We start from the raw sequence: 20,707 nt of genomic DNA on the forward strand, positions 1-20,707 counted from the left end.
GGCCGATGCGGAGTGGTCCGAGTCGTTGGCCGCAGGGGTGCCGATTGGAGGTCGTCAAGGGGGCCATGGCTCCCTGACACCAGCGGCTGACACCAACAAGCGCGAACAGCGACGGTCGGCATCGGATCTCAGTGGACGATCGCCCCAAGCGCAGCGCCGGTTGACCGACGTTGTCGCATCCCCATGATCGACCTGATAAGGATGAGGCCACAGATTTCAAGTACACGATCGCCGGAGGATGCCGCGCATGACGGAGTACACGTGGCCAAACGGCGTGGGTGATCCGACGCCCGAGGACATACGACGTGCCTGGTCAGCAACCGTGACCGCGCTGCCAGTGGGCACCCCCGTATCCGGCAAGGTCATCGGCCGACAGCCCTTCGGCGTGTTCGTAGAGATCGACGGAGTGCCGGACGCAGTGGGGCTAGCAGAGATCTTTCGTTCACCGCCTGGAACAGTCCCTCCCCCACTGGGGTTCGCGATCAGTGGGAGCGTCGTCGATCATGCAGAGCACAACTTCCAAGTCAGGCTCAGGCTCGATGACTGGGGAGACGAGCGCGCACCCCTCCCACTGGTACCTAACGAGCGTCTTGCGGACCGCGAGGCCCTGAGCGGCTTTCTGAGGCGCCTTCGGCAGGACTATGAAGCGAGCGGCGACCAGTGGGAGAACCGGACGCTGGACAGCTTCCTGGAGGCCCTGGAAGCGTGGGTGGCCGATGCCCCAGGTTGGTACGCGAACCACGGCCAGGAGCTCCCACCTGAGGGCGACTGGGCGTTCATGGCACGAGCCCTCAGCGCCGCGCGGTTCTACGAGTGACACCGTGCCCCCTACGTGCCCGGCAAGGGAGCAGCAGACGGGGAACAACGTCGAGTCCCGGCGAACGGCCCGAGAACCTCCAGGTCATCAACTCGGCGGGTCAGGCGGGGTGCGCGTACGCGATCTTCCAAACTAGCTACGCGGGTTCGATTCCCGTCGCCCGCTCTGTACGGCTCAGGGCCAGGTCAGAGGGTTAGTCCCCGACCTGGCCCTGATCGTTTACGCGGGTTCCGATCAGTCCTTTGCGTGCTGGTAGCCGATGCACACCATCAGCAGAGCATTCGTATCGGCGCCCTGAAGCATTCCAGGAGGAGACGGCTCCCAGCCCGAGGCTTCTCGCCCCCACCAGTACGACAGGGGGGCGCACGCAGCGGCCTGAGGGAGCCGGACGTTCATCCGTCAAGCGCTACGGGGCCTGCCGCGAGGTCAGAGTGCGGTGCGTGCCGCCCGCGCCGAGCAGGATTAGGCGACCGTCACACTGGCCGACGATGTCCTGCTCCCCCTTGACCGGCACAGTCCAGCGGGAGCGGCCGGTGGCCGGATCGAGGCGGGCCACGCCCCGACCGGGGTGTCGTACGTACCCATCTCCGGCGGCGCTGCGGGGGACATCCGATCATTCGGGTCGGGTTGCGTGCGCCCTCCAGCGGACCTTGCCGTCGTCGACGTCGAGCGGGGCGTACTGCTCCCCTACCGCTTCGGCTTCCTGTGCCAGGTCTGCCAGCCGGCCGGCACGTCGGCCGGAGCGGAGTCGTCATCCGTGACGGCGACGGTGGTGGCGGTGACGGCGGCGAGGAGCGCGGCGCCCCGCGCGAGGGCCGACGACGACAAGCGCCTGCGGCGCCTGGGGGCGTACGGGTGAGTTCTGCCTCGGCTCCGGGATGCGGCCGTCGCGCAGCAGCCTCAGTAACTCGCCCGGGGCAGGGCGGAACTTGGGGCGCCTTCCAGGCGAACATGAACAAAGTGGCGCAAGTCGGGCGGAACGTCGTCGAGTTCTGGGTGTCGTCGACGACCAACTCGGGCAGCGGCAGAGGGTCATGGCGGCGGATGTGGGTGCCGAGGTTCTCGCCCGGGCTATGGAGGGTGGTCGTCCAGGGGCGGGGCGCGTCGGCGTCCGGGTCCACGGCGGGAGCGGTGAAGGCGCCGCTGAGCTGACGGGCGGCGGCACCTCGCGGCGGTGGGGGTCTCCCCGCTTGAGGGAAGCCGAGAGTGCGGAACTCGTCGTCGGCGTACTGCGCGTGCACGACCTTGCGGGTGAGGTGGCGGCCGGAGGCGGAATGGGCCGGGTAGGCCACCCCCCATGCTGCCTGAGCCGAGACGGCCCTCGATCCGGTAGCCCCCCACCTCCGCCGGGTCCGTCTCGCGCAGCGCCACCCCGTACGTCCCCCCGTTCCTTGCCGTTCGACGATCTCGAACGCGGGTATCCGTACTCTTCCGGGCCGCCCCGCGGGCCCCGGAGCCGCCCGACGGACCCTAGAACTGGATCGAGTTGATGGTCTCCGCTATCGAGTTGAGGAACCGCTGGATGTCGTCGGCCATGCCTGTCGAGGCCAGGAAGAAGCCGAACAGCACGGCGACGACGGCGGGGCCGGCCTTCAGGGATCCGCCACGGATCAGCACCACCAAGATGATCGCCAACAGCAACACCACTGACAGCGAAATGGCCACAACAGATCACACCCTCGGTCGGTCCGCTCTCCCGGCCCGGGGATGCAACCCCGCGCACCCCCGCCAGAACCATCGTGCCACCAACCGGGCCCCGCTATGCGGCACGTGACGTTTCGTTCGCCACACCTGTGCCGGATCTGTGCGGGTGCGCCGGACGCGGTCACCTCTCGCGTTGCGCCCGTACAGCAATTCGGGGGAACACCGGCGGAGAGAATTCGACGGGTTCGTTTCCAACGGCACACAACGTGTTCGTCGGCAATTCGAATTGTGGGTGAGTTGATCATTCCATCGGAGTCGGCTCCTGAGCATATGCACCTTTTAGTCGGGATGAATCCGGACAAGGCGGATGTCCAACAGGTGTCTGCCAGGTGCACGTTCGTTGTACACGCGAGTTCGAACGCAATAACCGTGAACGACCTCGCAGGTTTTACGAAATCCCATAGGCAACGCTAGGGTGCCTCAGATGTTCCATGCTGCCTCGTCCCCCGCATGCGCAGCGAGGGCCTGGATCGACTCCCCCGGCTTCCGGTGGGAGGGTCTGTGAACAACTCGCTGCGACCGCACGGCCACCACAGAGCGCCACTCCCCCCGGCAGAGTCGTCGGCGGACGGAGTGCCGAGTCCGCGCTCGCCGCAGAGCAAGAAGGCTCAGGCGGACAACAGACCCGCGTCCGGCGGTGCCCAGCAGCGCGACGCGTTCTTCGACAACGCCAAGTACCTGGCGATCGTTCTCGTCGCCATAGGCCACGCCTGGGAGCCGATCAAGGGCGACAGCCGCATCCTGGAGGCCGTGTACACCGTCGTGTACACCTTCCACATGCCGGCGTTCATCATCATCTCCGGCTTCTTCTCGCGCAGTTTCGACGCGAGCCCCAACCGGCTGAAGCGGCTGATCACCGGTGTCGCCGTGCCGTACATCATCTTCGAGACGGCGTACCCGCTCTTCAAGCGCTGGATCGACGACGACCCCAGCCAGGACATCAGCCTGCTGGACCCGTGGTACCTGACGTGGTTCCTGTGTGCGCTGTTCATCTGGCGGATGACCACCCCCATCTGGAAGATGGTGCGCTGGCCGCTGCCGATCGCGCTCGGCCTCGCCATGGCCGGGACCGTCACCCCGGAGATCGGCGACGACCTGGATCTGCAGCGGGTTCTGCAGTTCCTGCCGTACTTCGTGCTGGGCCTGTGCATGAAGTCCGAGCACTTCCACATGGTGCGCACGCGCACGGTGCGGATCCTGTCCGTGCCGGTGGGCGCGGTCGCGCTGGCCTTCGCCTGGTGGGCGGTGCCGCGGATGAACACCGCGTGGTTCTACCACCGGGACGCCGCGCAGGAGCTGGACGCGCCGTGGTGGAGCGGGCCGGTCATGGTGCTGGCGATGTTCGGCTGCTCGCTGCTGCTGACGGCCTGCTTCTTCGCGTGGGTGCCGCGCCGGCAGATGTGGTTCACGGCGCTCGGCGCGGGCACGCTGTACGGCTATCTGCTGCACGGCTTCGTGGTGAAGGCCGGTGACTACCAGGGCTGGTTCGAGCACGCCTGGCTGCAGCGACCGCTCGGCGAGATCTTCGTCACCGTGCTCGCGGCCGTCGGCGTGACGCTGCTGTGCACCGCGCCCGTGCAGCGGATGTTCCGGTTCGCGATGGAGCCGAAGATGGAGTGGGCGTTCAAGCGGGACGCCGCGGAGTTGGCCCGGGAGCGGGAGAAGCGGGAAGGATCCGCCACCCGCGAGAAGGTCAACGCCTGAGTCGACGCCCGACCGGGGCCATCGGTGCTTCGCCGTGGGACATCAGTCGGCTTTCAGACCGAGAAGTGCGCGCATCCGTGCGTACTTCTCGGTCAGTCGTTTGCGGGTGGGTTCGTCGAGGGTGGCGAGGCGGTTCGGGTCGGCGTTGTGGGCCAGGTCCGCCTGCTTCACGAGCAGGGCGCCCGGGGTTTCCAGGATGCGGGCGGCATACGTCTCGGGGGGTTCTCCGGGGCGCTTGGTGAGCGCCAGCACGATGGCCTTGGTGCGGGGGCTCAGTGGGGCCTGTGCCAGCCACTGGTCGGACAGGGCGTCGTCCTCCACGGCGTCGTGGAGCCAGGCTGCGGCGATCTGGTCGTCGTCGCCGCCGTGTGTGCGGACGCCTTCCGCTACGGCTGCGAGGTGCTCGGTGTAGGGGCGTCCGGCCTTGTCGGTCTGGGACGCGTGGGCGGTTCGGGCGATGTCCTCTACGGCGGTCAGGGACAGCGGGGTTCGGGAGGTCTCGGTCACGCGTCCAGTGTCTCGCCCCCGCCGCCCCTGTCCTTCCCGTCCTTCAGATGCTCCGCCCCTTCGACCCCGGTTCCTGGGGGCTGCCGCCCCCAGACCCCCGCTTCGGCCTGAACGGCCTCGTCCTCAAACGCCGGACGGGCTGGATCACCTGGGCCGGCGCGACGAGGCGCAGCCCCCCAGCTGCTCAGCGGGGTGCTGTCTGGGCCGTAGGGCCCTCTCGGCAGAGCAGCAGCAGGGCTCGGTCGTCGTTGACGTCCTTCGCCACCGCCTCGATCAGGTGCCACGCCGCGCCGTGGAAGCCGCCGGCCACGTAGCGGTCGGCCTCGCCGGTGAGACGGTCGATGCCCTCGACGATGTCGCGGTCCGATGTCTCGACGAGGCCGTCCGTGAAGAGCATCAGTACGTCCCCAGGGCGGAGGGAGCCCTTCACGGGGTCGAACTGGGCGCCGTCGTACACGCCGAGGAGGGGCCCCTCGGCGGCCTTCTCCTCCCAGCGGCCGCTGCCCGCGCTCAGCTGGAGGCCCGGCGGGTGGCCCGCGGAATAGAGCTCGTAGTCGCCCGAGTCCAGGTCCAGGACCAGGTGGATCGACGTGGCGAAGCCCTCGTCCCAGTCCTGGCGGAGCAGATAGCCGTTGGCCGCCGGGAGGAACGCGTGTGGGGGCAGGCTGCCGAGCAGGCCGCCGAAGGCTCCTGAGAGGAGGAGGGCTCGGGAGGCCGCGTCCATGCCTTTGCCCGAGACGTCCGTCAGGACGACCTCCAGGGTGCGGCCGCCGTTCGTGCGGGCCGCCACCACGAAGTCACCCGAGAAGGACTGGCCGCCCGCGGGGCGCAGGGCCATCTCGCGATGCCAACCGTGCGGCAGCTGCGGCAGCTTGCTCTGGACGCGGATGCGTTCGCGCAGGTCGAAGAGCATCGTGCCGCCGCGCCGCCAGGGCACGCCCACGCGGCTGCGGAACTGTGCGATGAGCAGGCCGAAGAAGCCGCACGCCGCCACGACCAGGACCACGCCAGGGGTCACCCGGGACGGGCCCTCCGTGTACGGCCCGAGCTGCACCGACTCCACGATCAGCGCGGTCGCCGCCGCCGCGTACAGGCCCAGCAGGCTCGCCGGGCGCAGCAGCAGTCCGCCCGCGACGATGGGGAGCACCAGTGCCGCTGGCGAGAACCACACCGGGTTGGCCATCGTCACGGCGCAGATCAGCGGAACCGTCAGCAGCAGGCCGGCCAGCGCGATCCAGTCGGAGCCGTCTCCGCGGAAGTAGTCCACGGCACTTCTGCGCACGCCGACGCGGGCCCGGTGCCACTGCATCTTCAACCGGGCCGTGAACGTCTCGGCCACCGTGCGCCGCTCTCGTCCTGCTGCCATTAGTTCGGGACCCTATCCATCGGACCAGCTGCTTGGCACGGGAGGTCCCACTTGTCCCCCGTCCGAGGTTCGACTTCACAGTGAACTTCACGGAAAGCCGCCTTGCCGCCGCCAACGAGAAATTCCCTCGCTCGTCCTGCAATGCCCTGGTAGGCATGTTTCATGGCGAAAGACAGTGCGAGCGACAGCGGCCGTCCGTACCCCGCCGGCCCTGAGCTGCGGATGCTACGGCAGGACGAATGGGGCATCTGGTACGACAGCCTGATCCGCGCCTTCAGCGGAGTACCGGAGGCGGCCGAGGAGCGGGAGTTGTGGGACGCCCTCACCGAGGTCGACCGTTCCCTCGGCGTCTGGGACGGGGACGCGTGCGTGGGGACGGCCGGCGCGTTCAGCTTCCGGCTCACGGTGCCCGGCGGAGCCGCCGTGCCCGCCGCCGGGGTCACGATGGTCAGCGTCGCCGCCACGCACCGCAGGCGCGGCGTGCTCACGTCGATGATGCGCCGGCAGCTGGACGACGTACGCGACTGGGGCTGGCCGCTGGCGGTACTGACCGCCTCCGAGCCGGAGATCTACGGCCGGTTCGGCTACGGCATCGGCACCTACCAGGTGAGCGCCGAGATCGACACCGCGCGCGTGCGGCTGTCCGTGCCGCCCGGCACCGACGACGTACGCCTGCGCTACGCCGTACCGGCCGACGTCCTCGACGTGTGTGAGGCGGTGTACGCGCGCAAGGTGCCCGTTCGGCCGGGGATGCTCGCGCGGCTGCCCGGCTGGGAGCGGCTCGGGCTGCTCGACCCGGAGAGCGACCGGGAGGGAGCGTCGCCGCTGCAGTGTGTGCTGGCGGAGCAGGACGGCGAGGTCGTCGGGTACGCCCGTTTCCGCGTCAAGCCGGAATGGGACGGCAACGGGCCGTGTGGTGCCGTGCACCTGCGGGACCTTCAGGCGCTGACTCCGGCCGCGGAGGCCGCGCTGTGGCGGTTCCTGTTCGGCATCGACCTGACATCCAAGGTGAAGGTGTGGTCGCGGCCGGTGGACGAGGCGTGGCAGCACCAGGTCTCGGACATCCGGCGGTGCGTGGTACGGGTGAAGGACGCCCTGCACGTACGGCTGGTGGATGTCGGGGCCGCACTGGCGGCGAGGACGTATCAGGCGCCGGTGGACGTCGTGTTCGAGGTCGAGGACGCCTTCTGTCCCTGGAACACGGGGCGTTGGCGGCTGATGGGGGATGCCAAGGGCGCGTCGTGCGAGCGTACGACCGACGCCGCCGATCTCGCCCTGTCCGTACAGGAGTTGGGGGCTGCCTATCTCGGCGGCGTGAGCCTGGGGGCACTGGGTGCCGCCGGGCGCGTGCGGGAGGTGCGGCAGGGGGCGTTGGCGGAGGCGTCCGTGGGGTTCGCTTCCACGGTGGCTCCGTGGTTGCCGCACGGGTTCTGACGCCGGGTCGGCTGGTAACTCGATTCGGCTATGGGATTGCTTACGGCGTCTGGCAGTTCGGGCACCAGAAGAGGTTGCGGGCGGCCAGGTCGGCGGTGCGGATCTCGCCACCGCAGATGTGGCAGGGCAGGTTGGCCCGGCGGTAGACGTAGACCTCGCCGCCGTGGTCGTCGACACGGGGCGGGCGGCCCATCGCCTCCGGGGTGTGCTCGGGGCGGACGGTGTCGATGCGGTTGTTGCGGACGCCCTCGCGCATGAGGTCGACGAGGTCCGTCCAGATCGCGTCCCACTGTGCGGGGGTGATGTCCTTGCCCGTGCGGTACGGGTCGATGCGGTGCCTGAAGAGGACCTCGGCGCGGTAGACGTTGCCGACGCCTGCGATGACCTTCTGGTCCATGAGCAGGGCGGCGATGGTCGTACGGCTGCGGGAGATTCTGCTGTAGGCGGTGTGCGGGTTCGCGTCGGCGCGGAGGGGGTCCGGGCCCAGGCGGTCGTGTATCGCCTGCTTCTCCGTGGGCGTGATCAGGGCGCAGGTGGTGGGGCCGCGGAGGTCGACGTACGCGGTGGTGCCGGCGAGGCGCAGGCGGACGGTGTCCGTGGGTGGGGGTGCGGGGGCGTCGCCGAAGTTGACCTTGCCGAAGAGGCCGAGGTGGATGTGGATCCAGTCGGTATCGCGGAAGGCGAGGAAGAGGTGTTTGCCGTGGGCCTCGGTGTGCGTGAGTTCTGCGCGGTCGAGGAGGGCTGCGGCGTCTGAGAACTTGCCCTGGGGGCTGGTGACGTGGGGGGTGGTGCCGAGGAACGCGGTGGCGTAGTCCTGGGCCAGACGGTGGATGGTGTGGCCCTCGGGCACGGTGGCTCCTTCTTGGTGTGGGGGTACGTGCCGGCGGTGCAGCGGGGATTTTCGCCCCCGCCGCCCCTACCCTTCCCGTCCTCCAGGGGCGCTGCCCCTTCGACCCCGGTTCCTGGGGGCTGCCGCCCCCAGACCCCCGCTGTCGGCCTGAACGGCCTCGTCCTCAAACGCCGGACGGGCTGGATCACCTGGACCGGCGCGACGAGGCGCCGCCCCCAGCGGGTGGGCGGGGGCTAGGGATGACACAGCGTCGCCCCCTCGAACGCCGGACCGGCCGGGATGCCTCGGCCGGCGCGACGAGGCGCCGCCCCCAGCGGGTGGGCGGGGGCTAGGGATGACACAGCGTCGCCCCCTCGAACGCCGGACCGGCTGGGATGCCTCGGCCGGCGCGACGAGGGGCAGCCCCCAGCGGGTGGGTGGGGGCTAGGGATGGCACAGTGTCGCCCTCTCGAACGCCGGGCGGGCTGGGATGCCTGGACCGGCGTCGGAACAGTGGCGCCTCGTCCTCGAACGCCGGGCAGGCTGAGGTGCCTGGACCGGCGTCGGAACAGTGGTGCCTCGTCCTCGAACGCCGGGCAGGCTGAGGTGCCTGGACCGGCGTCGAGAAGCGGAGCCCCGTGGCCCTACTGCTGCGGGTGGTGCGGCGGGATCGGGGGAAGGTCGCCTGTCGTTTCGTAGGCGGCGAGCATTTCGATGCGGCGGGTGTGGCGGTCCTCGCCCGAGTACGGGGTGTTGAGGAAGGTCTCGACGAACTTCGTCGCCTCGTCCTGGGTGTGCATGCGTGCGCCCACGGCGACGACGTTCGCGTTGTTGTGCTGGCGGCCGAGGGAGGCCGTCTCCTCGCTCCAGGCCAGTGCCGCGCGGACGCCCTTGACCTTGTTGGCGGCGATCTGCTCGCCGTTGCCCGAACCGCCGATCACGATGCCGAGGGCGTCGGGGTCCGCGGCCGTCTGCTCCGCCGCGCGGAGGCAGAAGGGCGGGTAGTCGTCCTGGGCGTCGTAGATGTGGGGGCCGCAGTCCACCGGGTCGTGGCCGGCCGCCTTGAGCCAGTCGACGAGGTGGTTCTTGAGTTCGAAGCCCGCATGGTCGGAGCCGAGATACACGCGCATGGAACGAGTGTGACACGGCTGATACGGGGCAGCAGCGCCGGGTGTCAATCGCGTTAATTGTGACGCAGGCCATGGAAGCTCAAGGAAACCTCAAGTAACAATCCCAAATCAAAGGTTCCCGAATCCGTTCTCCTCCGATTCACTGGTCCGACTCGTACGCCTCATGCACCCCGCTAGTACGAGAACCGCTCACCACGGCGCAAAGGAAATCCGTTCCATGACTTCGCAGCCGACGCAGAAAACGGCCGGACCGGCCGAACCGGCCGCAGGCGGCCACGGCCTACAGGCCGGGCTCAAGAACCGCCATCTGTCCATGATCGCCATCGGCGGTGTCATCGGCGCCGGGCTCTTCGTAGGGTCCAGCTCCGGTATCGCCACCGCGGGCCCCGGCATCCTTCTCTCGTACGCCCTCGTCGGCACGCTCGTGGTGCTGGTGATGCGGATGCTCGGTGAGATGTCCGCGGCGAACCCGACCTCCGGATCGTTCTCCGCCCACGCCGACCGCGCGCTGGGCAGCTGGGCCGGCTTCTCCATCGGCTGGCTGTACTGGTTCTTCTGGGTGGTCGTGCTGGCGGTCGAGGCGACCGCCGGTGCGGTGATCCTGGAGGGCTGGATCCCGTCCGTCCCGCAGTGGGCCTGGGCCCTGATCGTGATGCTGGTGCTGACCGCCACCAACCTGGTCTCCGTCGGGTCGTACGGCGAGTTCGAGTTCTGGTTCGCCGGGATCAAGGTCGTCGCCATCGCCGCGTTCATCGTCATCGGCGGGCTGGCCGTGTTCGGGCTGCTGCCCGGCGTCGACAGCGAGCAAGCCGGGCTGAGCAACCTCACCGAGCACGGCGGATTCCTGCCGAACGGGCCCGGTGCCATCCTCACCGGTGTGCTGCTCGTCGTCTTCTCCTTCATGGGCAGCGAGATTGCCACCCTCGCCGCCGGTGAGTCCGAGAACCCGCAGCAGGCCGTCACCAAGGCCACCAACAGCATCATCTGGCGTGTCGCCGTCTTCTACCTCGGCTCGATCTTCGTCGTCGTGGCCCTGCTGCCCTGGGACAGCAAGTCCATCGCCGACGACGGCTCGTACGTCGCCGCGCTCAACTCCCTCGGTATCCCGCACGCCGGTCAGATCATGAACTTCATCGTGCTGACCTCGGTGCTGTCCTGTCTCAACTCCGGCCTCTACACCGCCTCCCGCATGGCCTTCTCCCTCGGCCAGCGCGGTGACGCGCCGAAGTCCTTCGCCCGCACGACCGGCAAGGGCGTGCCGCGCACGGCGATCCTCGTCTCCGTCGTCTTCGGGTTCGTGGCGGTGTTCTTCAACTACAAGTTCCCGGACTCCGTCTTCCTCTTCCTGGTCAACTCCTCCGGTGCGGTCGCCCTGTTCGTCTGGCTGGTGATCTGCTTCTCGCAGCTGCGCATGCGGAAGATCATCAAGGCCGAGGCGCCGGAGAAGCTGGTCGTGAAGATGTGGCTGTACCCCTATCTGACCTGGGCCACGGCCGCACTGATCGTGTTCGTCCTCGGCTACATGCTCACGGACACCGAGCACGACGGCCGCAAGACCGTTCTGCTGTCGCTGCTGGTGGCCGCGCTCGTACTGGCCGTCGCCTTCATCAAGCAGAAGGTCCGCGGCGGACACCGCCCGGCGGCGGGTGTCGAGGCCGCGGCCGCGTCGGATGTGCCGCGCGACGAGGTCAAGACCGGCTGATCTTCGCCCACCTCTCGGCCCAGGGCTAAGTATCGGGCTGAGAACGAGATCGAGGGGCCCCCGGGACGCTTGCGCGTTTCGAGGGCCCCTCGGCTTTCGTGCTCACAGCACGGTGAAGCTGTCCCTCACCTTCTCGTAGGTCTTCAGTGCCTGCTCTTCCATGTCCGGCTGGTACCAGGTGTTGATCTGGTACGACTTCCCGTCGACCGTGAAGCCCAGCAGGCGGGCGTGCCAAGGGAGATCGTTGAGGGTGAAGGTGTACTCCCAGACCACCGCCGGGTATCCGCGGAACGTCGTCCGCTCGAGGCGGATCTTGCGGTAGTCCCGGCCCTGTTGGGCGTTCTGCTCCGACTTCTGCCAGGAGTCCATCAGGTCGTCACGGGCCAGGGACGACTTGGCGGCGAGTTCCTGTTTGGCGTCCGGCGAGGTGTAGTGCACCTCCGACCCGGTCTTGACGTCCCGCTGCCAGCCCTCGGGCGGCACCCACGCGAACCCGCCCGCCTCACGGCGCGAGCCGGGCGGCAGGCTCTGCGGCCTCGACGTGCCCTCCACCGTGGACGACGGGCCGGTGCCCGGGGACGACGCGGCAGAGGAGAGCGGCGACGGGGAGGAGCTCGCCTTGTCGTCCTCGGGCGAACCGGAGTTGGCCAGCAGGACGCCCGCTACGACGGCGCCGGCGGCGACGCTCGCGACGGCGGCGACGAGAGTCGTACGGCGATGCCGCCCACGTCGGCGTTCGGCCGGGACCGCGGGGCCGGGGAGTTCGCCGGGTGGCATGGCGGGAGGGGCGGGAGGCCCCGCGCTGTAGGGCCCGGTACCGCCGTGCCCGTTCCCCGGCGCCGGCCGCTGCTCGGTCACCGCTTCCGAGCGCACCAGGGAGATGCCGTTGCGGCGGGGGGCGGCGCTGCCGGAATCACCGGCCGGGGTGGGTGAGCGCACCTCTGAACTCCCCTGGGAGGCGAGCTCGGTGGAGGCGTTCGGAGCGCGAGGGGGCTCCGTCGCGGGGGGCTGGGCGGCGGTGGAGGGAGCAGAGGTGGCCGCTTCGGGCGCGGGCATCTCGGCGTCGGGTGTGGCGGGAACGCGTGCGGTTGGGGTTGGGGTTGGGGCCGGAGTTGGGATTGGGGCGGGCGTGGGGGTGGGTGCGGGGATGGATGTGGGGGTGGATGTGGGGTTCGGCGGCGGTATCGCGTCGCGTACGTCGTCCGGCTGCCGGGGATCGGGCGGCGCCGGGACGCGGGGGGCCTCCAGGTAGGCGGGGGTGGGCGATTCCCCTGGTGGCCCCGGGTTCCAGGGGAGGTGGGGGGTCGCCGATGCCGATGCCGGGTGGTCGGGCGTGGCGGCCCCGGGGTCTGGGGCAGCGCCCCGTTCGGGCTCGGGGCGGGCAGGGGGTATGGGTTCGGGTCCGCTGTGATGTCCGGGGGCGGGGCTTCGCGCGGGGGCGGGGCCTGGTACGGATCCGGAGCTGCGTGGGGGATCAGCGCCGTGTACGGAGTCGTGGACCCGTGAGGGATCAGAGCCACGTAGGGCATCAGCGCCACGTGCGGAGTCGGAACCGTGTCCAGGATCAGAGTCCCGCACGGAATCAGGGCCACGTTCAGGGGCAGGGCCCCTTACAAACTCGGAGTCACGTACGGAATCAGAGCCCTGCACGAGGCCAGAGCGATGTCCTGCTTCTGGCCCATGCGCCGCGTCCCGCTGGGGGCCGGACGCCGGTCCGGGCTCTTTGCCGACAGCCGGGCCGGCTTTCGGCACGAACGTGCTCGGCGGCGCCGGTTCGGGTGCCGCACCGGGTGTGGGACCGGCGGTCCCCTCGCCCGACACCGCAGAGCCGGTGGCAGCCCCCGCGCCCAACGCCCCCGGACCGGCCGCGCTCTCCGCGTCAGCCCGCCGGGCGTCGCCAGCAGCCTCCGCGTCCGACTCCCCGGCGTCGGCGGCAATCTCCGCGTACGACCCCCCGGCGTCGGCGGCGGCCCCCGCGCGCGATCGCCCGGGGCCAGGAGCAGCCCCCGCGCCCGGCCCCCCGGGGCCGGCGGCAATCTCCGCGTACGCCCCCCTGGCGTCGGCGGCAGCCCCCGCGCGCGATCGCCCGGGGCCAGGCGCCGTCTCCGCACTCGACCCCTCGGGGCCAGGATCAGCCCCCGCGCCCGACCGACCTGAGCCAGGAGCAGCCCCCGCGCCCGACCGAGCGGAGCCAGGAGCAACCCCCGCCCCCGACCCCCCGGGGCCGGAGGCAGTCTCCGGCTCGAACCGCCCGGTGTCGGCGGGAGCCACCGCGTGCGACCCGCCGGGGCCGGCTGCAGCCGCCGCGCTCGACCGCCCCGGGCCCGCCATGGTCTCGGGCTCCCCGCCCCCCGGCGCAGCCGTGGCCGGCGTGGGGCCCACCACCGGCATGGTCGGCGTAGGCGCTGGGAACGCCACCGGCTCCAGGGCCGTTTCCAGGGCGTCAAGGCCGGGGCGGAGGGCCGGATCCTTGTCCAGGAGGGCGGCGAGGACGGCGCGCAAGGGGCCTGCCGTGGGCGGGAGTTCGGGCTCTTCGTACAGGACCGCGTGCAGGGTCGCGAGGGTCGTGTCGCGGGAGAAGGGGGAGCGGCCGGCGAGGGCCGCGCACAGGGTGGCGCCCAGGGACCAGATGTCGGACGGTGGGCCCTGGGGGCGGCCGGAGATGCGCTCGGGGGCCATGTAGTCGGGCGAACCGACCAGCATGCCGACCATGGTGAGCGCCTTGGCGTCCTGGATCGCCGCGATGCCGAAGTCCGTCAGGACCACGCGGCCCCGCCCGCGCGCCACCTCCGTCTCCACCAGGACGTTGCCCGGCTTGATGTCACGGTGGAGCACCCCTCGGTCGTGGACCTGGCGCAGAGCCGCGAGCAGGCCGATGCCGATCCGGGCCGTCTCGCAGGGGCCCAGCGGGCCCTCCTCCGCCATGATGCGTTCCAGGGAGCGGCCGGACACCAACTCCATGACGATCCACAGGCGTTCGCCCTCGTCGACCACGTCGTAGACCCGTACGACGTTGGGGTGGTCGATCCTTGCCGTCGCCCTCGCCTCACGCAGGGTGCGTTCACGGCGTGTGCGTGTGTCCTCCGGGTCGAGGCCGTCGATGCGCATTTCCTTGACGGCGACCAGACGATCAAGTATTTCGTCGACCGCTCGCCACACGCGCCCCATTCCCCCCTGGCCAATACTCTCGACCAGTCGATAGCGCCCCGTCACCAGTAAACCTGGAACCCCACCGCTCCTCGTATTTCCCATATTCCCCGGCAATCCACTGCACCCCCCTCGATGCCGCATCAGACATTCGCCATTGAAACACAATGGTCACACTTCAGGCCGTACCAGCATAGTGCGGAGAAATCTTGTGGTACCTCTTCAAGTACTGCGAATTCAGGCGCAGGCAAGGGGGACGAACATGAGTTCTCGTCGCACGACGGCCATCGCGGGATCGCTGGTCGCGACATCTTTCTCGGCAGTGATGATCCTTTCCTTCACTGCCAGTGCGGATGACCAGGGACCCGGGAGCAGCAAGGGGGGAAAGGTCATCGACGAGGCACCGGCGGGGGTGAAGCTCACCACCGAACTGCCCGAGAAAATCTCGGTGAACAACAGTTCGCAGGAGACCGAGATCACTGCCACCGTCAAGAACGAAGGGACCAAGGACAGCGGAAAGATCCAGCTTTTGGTCGTCGGGTTCGACGGCCTGACGGTCAAGAATGTCGAGGGCTGCTCGGCGATCGAGAAAAACAGTCTTCCGGAGGGCTCGAACAGCGGTTTCGCCTGTCCCGTCGACAATCTTCCCGCCGGTGAGTCGAAGTCGTATGCCGTGGACGCGACGTACGACCTCGGCAAGGAGGGCAAGATCTGCCTCCCCGTCCAGACCGGTGACGGCAAGAAGACGTACTGGCAGCAGGGCCCGGTGCCGTTCGGTACGACGAACCCGTCACCGGACGCTCCGGCCACCCCGCTGCTGCTCGGCACCGACAACAAGCCGGTCGCACCGGGCGCCGACGAGCTGCCCAAGACCGGCCTCGGCCGGGATGTCCTGCCGCTCGGCGCGGCCGGCGCGACGCTGATCGCGGCAGGTGCGGCCGGGCTGTGGTGGTCTCAACTGCGGCGGCCTCGGCGGTCGCAGGAGGGCTGAGCCGACGGGCTCTGTCCGACGCAGAACAGGAAGAAACACGAAGAGGCTCGCCGGGTGCGGTACTTACCCGGCGAGCCTCTTCAGCGAGGACTGCGGCGTCAGCGGTTGGCGAACTTCCAGGCGGTGGGCAGCGCGCCCATCGCGAGGGCCGCCTTGAGGGCGTCGCCGATCAGGAACGGGGTGAGGCCGGCCGCGATCGCGGCGGTCGCCGACATGCCGGTGGCGAGGGCCAGGTAGGGGACGCCGACGGCGTAGATGATCGCCTCGCCCAGCAGCATGGCGCCCGCGGTGCGCAGGGCAGTGCGGTCGGCGCCGCGGCGGGCCAGGGCGCCGACGACCGTGGACGCGAGGATCATGCCGAGGATGTAGCCGAAGGACGGGGCCGCGGCGCCCGAGGTGCCCTCCGCGAACCACGGCACACCGGCGATGCCCGCCAGCGCGTACAGCGCGAGGGAGAGGAAACCGCGCCCGGCACCGAGGGCCGTTCCGACCAGCAGCACCGCGAGGGTCTGGCCGGTCACCGGCACCGGGGAGCCCGGCACGGGCACGGCGATCTGGGCCGCGAGGCCGGTGAACACGGCACCGCCGACGACGAGCGCGATGTCGCGGACGCGGGAGGCCGGGAGCAGGTCGGCGAGGACCTGTCCGGTGCGGGCGGGGGCGGCGGCAGCGGTGCTCATGGGGACTCCGCGGGGTGAGGGCAGTACGGGACGCTGTGACGCTATCCCAGCGTGTGGACGCCGATCACCGTCAGTGGTCGACAAAGGGCGGATCACGGGGTTGGTGGGCTCCGGACAAAGGATGGGGGTTACACCGGGTACGGGGTGATGCCGGTCACTGAGGCGGGGACGCCCAGCTCACAGGCCGGTCGGCCGTCTCACCCGTCGGTCTCAGCCGTCGGTCCGGCGTCTCGCCCGTCGGTCGCCGTCTGGGCAGCGGTGGGCCGTTTTGCTAGCTTCGAGCGCATGGTCGCCCAGTCCCGGAACTTCTCGTCGCGTCGTCACGTCGACCTGCGACGCGTGGGCGCGGCCGCCTGTCGCCGCCAGGGGTGAGTCGGCCCGTCGGTTCGACCCGCCCGCATCGGACGGCGCAGTGTCGGACCGGCTCCCGAGGAAGTTCCCCATGCCCCGTATCGCGGCCCCCACCCTTTCGACCACGACCTCGACTTCGACTTCGACCACGACCTCGACTTCGACTTCGACCTCGAGCTCGACCTCCAATACCTCACCGATCCCCCGTGTCTCCGACCGCGACCGTCGCCGGACCAGCGCCAGCGCCATCCTGCGGTCCGTCCTCGAGCACGGGCCGGTGGCGCGCAGCACCATCGCCCGGCTGACCGGCCTGTCACCGGCCTCGGTGACCGACCACTGCGCCCGTCTCACCGAGCTCGGGTTCGTCCGGGAGGCTGCCACGCCCCGGCGGTCCAAGGGTGTCGGCCGACCGCACGTGCCCATCGACATGGACGACTCGCGGTTCGTGGTGGGCGGGGTGCATGTGGCGGTGCCGTACACCACGGTGGCGCTGCTGGATCTGCGTGGACGGGTCATCGCGGAACGGGAGTTGAAGCACTCGGGGGCCACGGATCCGTACGGGCTCCTGGCCCGCGCCGCCGGCGGTCTCGCCGCGCTGCTGAACGAGGCCGCGCAGGGCAGCCGGCCGCTCGGCGTCGGCTTCGCCGCGGGCGGCTGGGTGGACCGGGACTCCGGGACCGTCGTCGAGCACCCGATGCTGGGCTGGCGCGAGGTGCCGGTGCGAGAGGTGCTCGGCACGCACACCGGGCTGCCGGTCCATGTGGACGGGCACGCACGGGCGTTGGTGAACGCGGAGCGTCTCTTCGGGCGGGCGCGTGGCAGCCGGAGCGTGCTGCATCTGTTCGTCGGCAATGTGGTCGACGCGGCGTTCGCCACGAACGACGAGGTGCATCACGGCCCCCGCTCCCAGGCCGGCTCCATCGCCCATCTGCCGGTGCCGGGCGGCAGGGAGGCCTGCGACTGCGGGCGGCTCGGCTGCCTCCAGGCCGAGCTGAGCGAGCGGACGTTGTGCCGGCGGGCGCGGGCGGCGGGCGTCACCGACGGGACGAACCCGATGCATGTCGTGCACGCGGCGGCGGGCGGGGACCCGGTGGCGGTACGGCTGTTGACCGACCGGGCGCGGATGACCGGCCGGGCGGTGGGGCTGCTGCAGGACGTACTCAACCCGGAGACCGTCGTCGTCACCGAGATCGGCGTCCTGAGCCGGGAGGACTGTCTCGGCGCGCTGCGCGAGGCGGCCGGGACGGAGCGGACGGCCGCGGTCGTGCCGACGAGTTTCGCGGATTCCGTCCTTGCTGTGGCGGGCGGATCCGTGGCACTGGACGTGCTCTTCCGGGATCCGTTGGCTGCGTCACCTGAGGCTATTTAATTCAGAAACTCGGAATATTGACAGAGACCATCGATGACCAGGAACATCCTGCTCATGAGCCCGTTCGTGAGCTGTCGCACCCACTGTTGCTGACACGTCGCCGCGCGTGAAGCGCTCATTCCCTCCTGCGTGAATTCCCTTTCTCCGGCTTCTCCTGCCCGGAATTCCGCATGCTTTCCTGTCCTTTTTTCTCACTCACGGAGTCCTCCCATGCCTTCTTCTCCCGTGCCGGGTCTCGACCGACGGCTCTTCCTCACCTCCCTGCTCGGCGCCGCGGCGGGCGTCGCCGGACTCAGCGGCTGCGCCGACGGCAGCGCGGCCGCCGCCGACGACGTCGCCTCGACCGTCCCGCCGGCCAAGAAGGTGCCCGCCGGCACGAGTCTGAAGATCGCCTCGTACCAGAACACCCAGCAACTCCAGTTCAGACTGGCCAAGTTGGGCGACCCACCTTTCAGGGTCAGCAACTGGCTGAACATCGGCGCCGGGCCCGATGTCATCAACGCCTTCCGGGCCAAGTCCCTGGACCTCGCCAACAACGCGGGCATCCCACCGATCCAGGCGTACTACCAGGGCTTCGACGCGAAGATCGTGGCGATCAACATCACCCGTAAGCCCAACTATCTCTTCGCCACCAAGCCCGGCAGCGACATCAGGTCGGTCGACGACTTCAAGGGCAGGCGGCTCGCCTTCTCGCAGGGCCAGGCGCAGGGCGTCGTACTGCTCCGTGCACTGAAGCAGGCCGGGCTGAAGTACGACGACGTGGAGCTGGTCCCGCTGACCAGCAACCAGTTCCTCACGGCCCTGCAGTCCGGGCAGGTCGACATCGCCCCGCTCGCCAACAGTCAGGCGCCCGCCTATCTGAAGCAGTACGAGGGCAAGGGCGCCCGCATCGTCACCACCGACGTCGTCGACCTGCTCAACCTCCTGTGGGCGCCGGTCTCGGTGCTGAACGACCCCGCGAAGGCGGCGGCGATCGCCGCGTACATCCCGTACTGGGCCAAGGGCCAGGTGTGGACGTACGAGCACCCCGACGTCTGGAACCGCGAGTTCTACGTCAAGACGCAGAACCTGACCCTGCCCCAGGCCGAGGCGATCACCGAGCTCGCCAACAAGCCGCTGTTCCCGCCGAGCTGGGACGAGGCCATCGCGTGGGAGCAGGAGACCGCGGATCTGCTCGCCGAGGGCGGCTTCGTGAAGAAGTTCGACGTCAGCGAGCTCTTCGACCACCGCTTCGAGGGCATCGCCGCGAAGTCCGTACCGGCCGAGTACCGGAAGTGACCGCCATGACCACGACCACCCTGCACAAGGCCGCCGACGTCGTCGTCGCCGACGAGCGGCCCCGCAAACGCCGCCGCGGGCTCGCCCCCGGCAGACGCCTGCCCGCCGCCCGGCTCGCCGGGCCCCTGCTGGTGCTCGCCCTGTGGACCGTCGCGTCCGCCGCCGAGGCGCTCGACCCGGCCGCGATACCTGCTCCCTGGACGGTGGTGGAGACCGGCGCCCAGCTGTGGAGCGACGGGACCCTGATCACCGACATCCTCACCTCGTTGCAGCGGGCCGCGTCCGGCTTCGCGATCGGTCTGACCGCCGGCGTCGTGCTGGCCCTGGCCTCCGGGCTCACGCGGACCGGAGAGGCGCTGATCGACGGCACGGTCAACCTCAACCGGGCCATCCCGACCCTCGGTCTGATCCCGCTGTTCATCCTCTGGCTGGGCATCGGCGAGACCTTCAAGATCGCCATCATCGCGATCGTCGTCTACATCCCGATCTACCTCAACACGCATGCCGCCCTGTCCGGCATCGACCACCGGTTCGTCGAGCTCGCCGAGGTGCAGGGTCTGTCGAAGCTGCGCTTCATCCGGGAGATCGTCGTCCCCGGTGCGCTGCCCGGGTTCTTCGTCGGACTCCGGCTCGGCGTGACCGGCTCCTGGCTGGGTCTGGTGGTCCTGGAGCAGATCAACGCCACCAGCGGCCTCGGCTACATGATGTTCCAGGCCACGAACTACGGCCAGTCGGACGTCATCCTCGTCGGCCTGGTGGTCTACGGCATCTTCGGCCTCGTCTCGGACAGCTCGGTCCGCATCGTCGAACGGAGGGTGCTGTCGTGGCGCCGCACACTGAGCAGCTGACCCGTCCCGCCGTCCAACTCCGCTCGCTGACCCGTTCGTTCGACGATCGTGTGGTGCTCGACGGTATCGATCTGGACATCCCCGCCGGCCAGTTCGTGGCCCTGCTGGGGCACAGCGGCTCCGGCAAGAGCACCCTGCTGCGAGCGGTCGCCGGGCTCGACCACGAGGTCACCGGCAGCGGGCAGCTCACCGCGCCGGACCGGGTGAGTGTCGTCTTCCAGGACTCCCGGCTGCTGCCGTGGCGCCGCGTCCTCGCCAACGTCCTCCTCGGGCTCGACGGGAGGGAGGCGGACCAGAAGGGCCGCGAAGCCCTCGCCGAGGTCGGGCTGAAGGGCCGCGAGGGCGCCTGGCCCAACGAGCTGTCCGGCGGCGAGCAGCAGCGCGCCGCGCTGGCCCGCTCTCTCGTCCGCGAGCCCGAACTCCTGCTGGCCGACGAGCCGTTCGGGGCGCTGGACGCGCTGACCCGCATCAGGATGCATGCCCTGCTCAGGGAGCTGTGGGAGCGGCATCGGCCCTCGGTGCTGCTGGTCACGCATGACGTGGACGAGGCGATCGTGCTCGCGGACAGGGTGCTCGTGCTGGAGCGGGGCCGTATCGGCCTCGACCTCGCGATCGACCGGCCGCATCCGCGGTCGTACCGGGATCCGTTGCTCGGGGAGTACCGGGAGCGGTTGCTGGCCGCGCTCGGAGTGACGGAGGACCACTGAGGTGACCGTCAGCTGCCCGTGACCGCCTCTCGGGGGCTGCCGCCCCCGAACCCCCGCTTCGGCCCTGAACGGGCCTCGTCCTCAAACGCCGGACGGGCTGGATGCACTGACCGGCGCTCGAAAAGTTCTCTCGCCCGTCCACA

General features: G+C 69.9%; 18 protein-coding genes. 10 read left to right on the forward strand and 8 right to left on the reverse strand.

Features of this window, described 5'->3' with window-relative positions; genetic code table 11:
• The first annotated feature begins 247 nt into the window (after positions 1-247).
• Both ACFY5C_RS13600 and ACFY5C_RS13605 read left to right on the forward strand, forming a co-directional pair.
• Complete coding sequence (locus ACFY5C_RS13600; protein ID WP_389443980.1) at positions 248-817, forward strand: hypothetical protein; 570 nt, start codon at positions 248-250, stop codon at positions 815-817.
• Between the two features lie 631 nt (positions 818-1,448).
• Entirely contained in the window at positions 1,449-1,676 is a 228-nt protein-coding gene (locus ACFY5C_RS13605; RefSeq protein ID WP_389443982.1) for a hypothetical protein, read from the forward strand.
• A 611-nt stretch (positions 1,677-2,287) separates the two neighbouring features.
• On the opposite strand, the gene ACFY5C_RS13610 is transcribed toward ACFY5C_RS13605, so the two are convergent.
• Entirely contained in the window at positions 2,288-2,482 is a 195-nt protein-coding gene (locus ACFY5C_RS13610) for a hypothetical protein (RefSeq protein ID WP_030044846.1), read from the reverse strand.
• A gap of 612 nt (positions 2,483-3,094) precedes the next feature.
• Here ACFY5C_RS13610 and ACFY5C_RS13615 point away from each other — a divergent pair.
• On the forward strand, positions 3,095-4,225 hold the full coding sequence (locus ACFY5C_RS13615) for an acyltransferase family protein (protein ID WP_389443984.1): 1,131 nt from the start codon (positions 3,095-3,097) through the stop codon (positions 4,223-4,225).
• Between the two features lie 42 nt (positions 4,226-4,267).
• Here ACFY5C_RS13615 and ACFY5C_RS13620 read toward each other — a convergent pair whose 3' ends face one another.
• Together ACFY5C_RS13620 and ACFY5C_RS13625 are read right to left on the reverse strand one after the other, a co-directional pair.
• Positions 4,268-4,732, reverse strand: a complete 465-nt coding sequence (locus ACFY5C_RS13620; RefSeq protein WP_389443986.1) for an HD domain-containing protein — start codon at positions 4,730-4,732, stop codon at positions 4,268-4,270.
• A gap of 184 nt (positions 4,733-4,916) precedes the next feature.
• Positions 4,917-6,098 (reverse strand): PP2C family protein-serine/threonine phosphatase, encoded by a 1,182-nt coding sequence (locus tag ACFY5C_RS13625; RefSeq protein ID WP_389443987.1) that lies wholly within the window; start codon positions 6,096-6,098, stop codon positions 4,917-4,919.
• 222 nt (positions 6,099-6,320) lie between these two features.
• On the opposite strand from ACFY5C_RS13625, the gene ACFY5C_RS13630 reads away from it, so the two are divergent.
• Positions 6,321-7,532: a GNAT family N-acetyltransferase gene (locus tag ACFY5C_RS13630; RefSeq protein WP_389444145.1), complete on the forward strand. Its 1,212-nt coding sequence runs from the start codon at positions 6,321-6,323 to the stop codon at positions 7,530-7,532.
• 40 nt (positions 7,533-7,572) lie between these two features.
• On the opposite strand, the gene ACFY5C_RS13635 is transcribed toward ACFY5C_RS13630, so the two are convergent.
• Together ACFY5C_RS13635 and ACFY5C_RS13640 are read right to left on the reverse strand one after the other, a co-directional pair.
• Positions 7,573-8,382, reverse strand: coding sequence for an Fpg/Nei family DNA glycosylase (locus tag ACFY5C_RS13635; RefSeq protein WP_389443989.1), 810 nt, complete (start codon positions 8,380-8,382; stop codon positions 7,573-7,575).
• Positions 8,383-9,005: 623 nt separating this feature from the next.
• Entirely contained in the window at positions 9,006-9,491 is a 486-nt protein-coding gene (locus ACFY5C_RS13640) for a ribose-5-phosphate isomerase (protein WP_389443991.1), read from the reverse strand.
• A 217-nt stretch (positions 9,492-9,708) separates the two neighbouring features.
• Between ACFY5C_RS13640 and ACFY5C_RS13645 the strand changes: the two genes are divergently transcribed.
• Positions 9,709-11,193 carry an amino acid permease gene (locus ACFY5C_RS13645; protein WP_389443993.1) on the forward strand — a complete coding sequence of 495 codons (1,485 nt, stop codon included), beginning with the start codon at positions 9,709-9,711 and terminating at the stop codon, positions 11,191-11,193.
• A gap of 102 nt (positions 11,194-11,295) precedes the next feature.
• Here ACFY5C_RS13645 and ACFY5C_RS13650 read toward each other — a convergent pair whose 3' ends face one another.
• A complete protein-coding gene (locus ACFY5C_RS13650) occupies positions 11,296-14,352 on the reverse strand; it encodes a protein kinase (protein ID WP_389443995.1) in 3,057 nt (1,018 codons plus the stop codon).
• A 250-nt stretch (positions 14,353-14,602) separates the two neighbouring features.
• Here ACFY5C_RS13650 and ACFY5C_RS13655 point away from each other — a divergent pair, with 250 nt between their 5' ends.
• The gene (locus ACFY5C_RS13655) at positions 14,603-15,331 is read left to right on the forward strand and encodes a hypothetical protein (RefSeq protein ID WP_389443997.1); all 729 of its coding nucleotides are present in this window, start codon (positions 14,603-14,605) and stop codon (positions 15,329-15,331) included.
• Between the two features lie 98 nt (positions 15,332-15,429).
• Here ACFY5C_RS13655 and ACFY5C_RS13660 read toward each other — a convergent pair whose 3' ends face one another.
• Together ACFY5C_RS13660 and ACFY5C_RS13665 are read right to left on the reverse strand one after the other, a co-directional pair.
• On the reverse strand, positions 15,430-16,011 hold the full coding sequence (locus ACFY5C_RS13660) for a biotin transporter BioY (RefSeq protein WP_389443999.1): 582 nt from the start codon (positions 16,009-16,011) through the stop codon (positions 15,430-15,432).
• Between the two features lie 210 nt (positions 16,012-16,221).
• Positions 16,222-16,611, reverse strand: a complete 390-nt coding sequence (locus ACFY5C_RS13665) for a hypothetical protein (RefSeq protein WP_389444158.1) — start codon at positions 16,609-16,611, stop codon at positions 16,222-16,224.
• On the opposite strand from ACFY5C_RS13665, the gene ACFY5C_RS13670 reads away from it, so the two are divergent.
• From ACFY5C_RS13670 to ACFY5C_RS13685, 4 genes are all read left to right on the forward strand, one after another.
• Positions 16,562-17,731, forward strand: a complete 1,170-nt coding sequence (locus tag ACFY5C_RS13670) for an ROK family protein (RefSeq protein ID WP_389444147.1) — start codon at positions 16,562-16,564, stop codon at positions 17,729-17,731. The genes ACFY5C_RS13665 and ACFY5C_RS13670 overlap by 50 nt on opposite strands.
• A gap of 210 nt (positions 17,732-17,941) precedes the next feature.
• Entirely contained in the window at positions 17,942-19,009 is a 1,068-nt protein-coding gene (locus tag ACFY5C_RS13675) for an ABC transporter substrate-binding protein (protein WP_389444001.1), read from the forward strand.
• A gap of 5 nt (positions 19,010-19,014) precedes the next feature.
• Positions 19,015-19,857, forward strand: coding sequence for an ABC transporter permease (locus ACFY5C_RS13680; RefSeq protein ID WP_389444003.1), 843 nt, complete (start codon positions 19,015-19,017; stop codon positions 19,855-19,857).
• The gene (locus ACFY5C_RS13685) at positions 19,833-20,564 is read left to right on the forward strand and encodes an ABC transporter ATP-binding protein (RefSeq protein WP_389444005.1); all 732 of its coding nucleotides are present in this window, start codon (positions 19,833-19,835) and stop codon (positions 20,562-20,564) included. Before ACFY5C_RS13680 ends, ACFY5C_RS13685 begins: the two co-directional genes overlap by 25 nt.
• Positions 20,565-20,707 lie beyond the last annotated feature (143 nt).

Source organism: Streptomyces sp. NPDC012935 (assembly GCF_042900345.1).
Taxonomy (GTDB): Bacteria; Actinomycetota; Actinomycetes; order Streptomycetales; family Streptomycetaceae; genus Streptomyces.

Coding starts and splice junctions, on each gene's coding strand:
- ACFY5C_RS13600 (WP_389443980.1), top strand. CDS start 248: ATGACGGAGTACACGTGGCCAAACGGCGTGGGTGATCCGACGCCCGAG.
- ACFY5C_RS13625 (WP_389443987.1), bottom strand. CDS start 6,098: ATGGCAGCAGGACGAGAGCGGCGCACGGTGGCCGAGACGTTCACGGCC.
- ACFY5C_RS13630 (WP_389444145.1), top strand. CDS start 6,321: ATGCTACGGCAGGACGAATGGGGCATCTGGTACGACAGCCTGATCCGC.
- ACFY5C_RS13640 (WP_389443991.1), bottom strand. CDS start 9,491: ATGCGCGTGTATCTCGGCTCCGACCATGCGGGCTTCGAACTCAAGAAC.
- ACFY5C_RS13645 (WP_389443993.1), top strand. CDS start 9,709: ATGACTTCGCAGCCGACGCAGAAAACGGCCGGACCGGCCGAACCGGCC.
- ACFY5C_RS13655 (WP_389443997.1), top strand. CDS start 14,603: ATGAGTTCTCGTCGCACGACGGCCATCGCGGGATCGCTGGTCGCGACA.
- ACFY5C_RS13660 (WP_389443999.1), bottom strand. CDS start 16,011: ATGAGCACCGCTGCCGCCGCCCCCGCCCGCACCGGACAGGTCCTCGCC.
- ACFY5C_RS13665 (WP_389444158.1), bottom strand. CDS start 16,611: ATGGCGCTGGCGCTGGTCCGGCGACGGTCGCGGTCGGAGACACGGGGG.
- ACFY5C_RS13675 (WP_389444001.1), top strand. CDS start 17,942: ATGCCTTCTTCTCCCGTGCCGGGTCTCGACCGACGGCTCTTCCTCACC.
- ACFY5C_RS13680 (WP_389444003.1), top strand. CDS start 19,015: ATGACCACGACCACCCTGCACAAGGCCGCCGACGTCGTCGTCGCCGAC.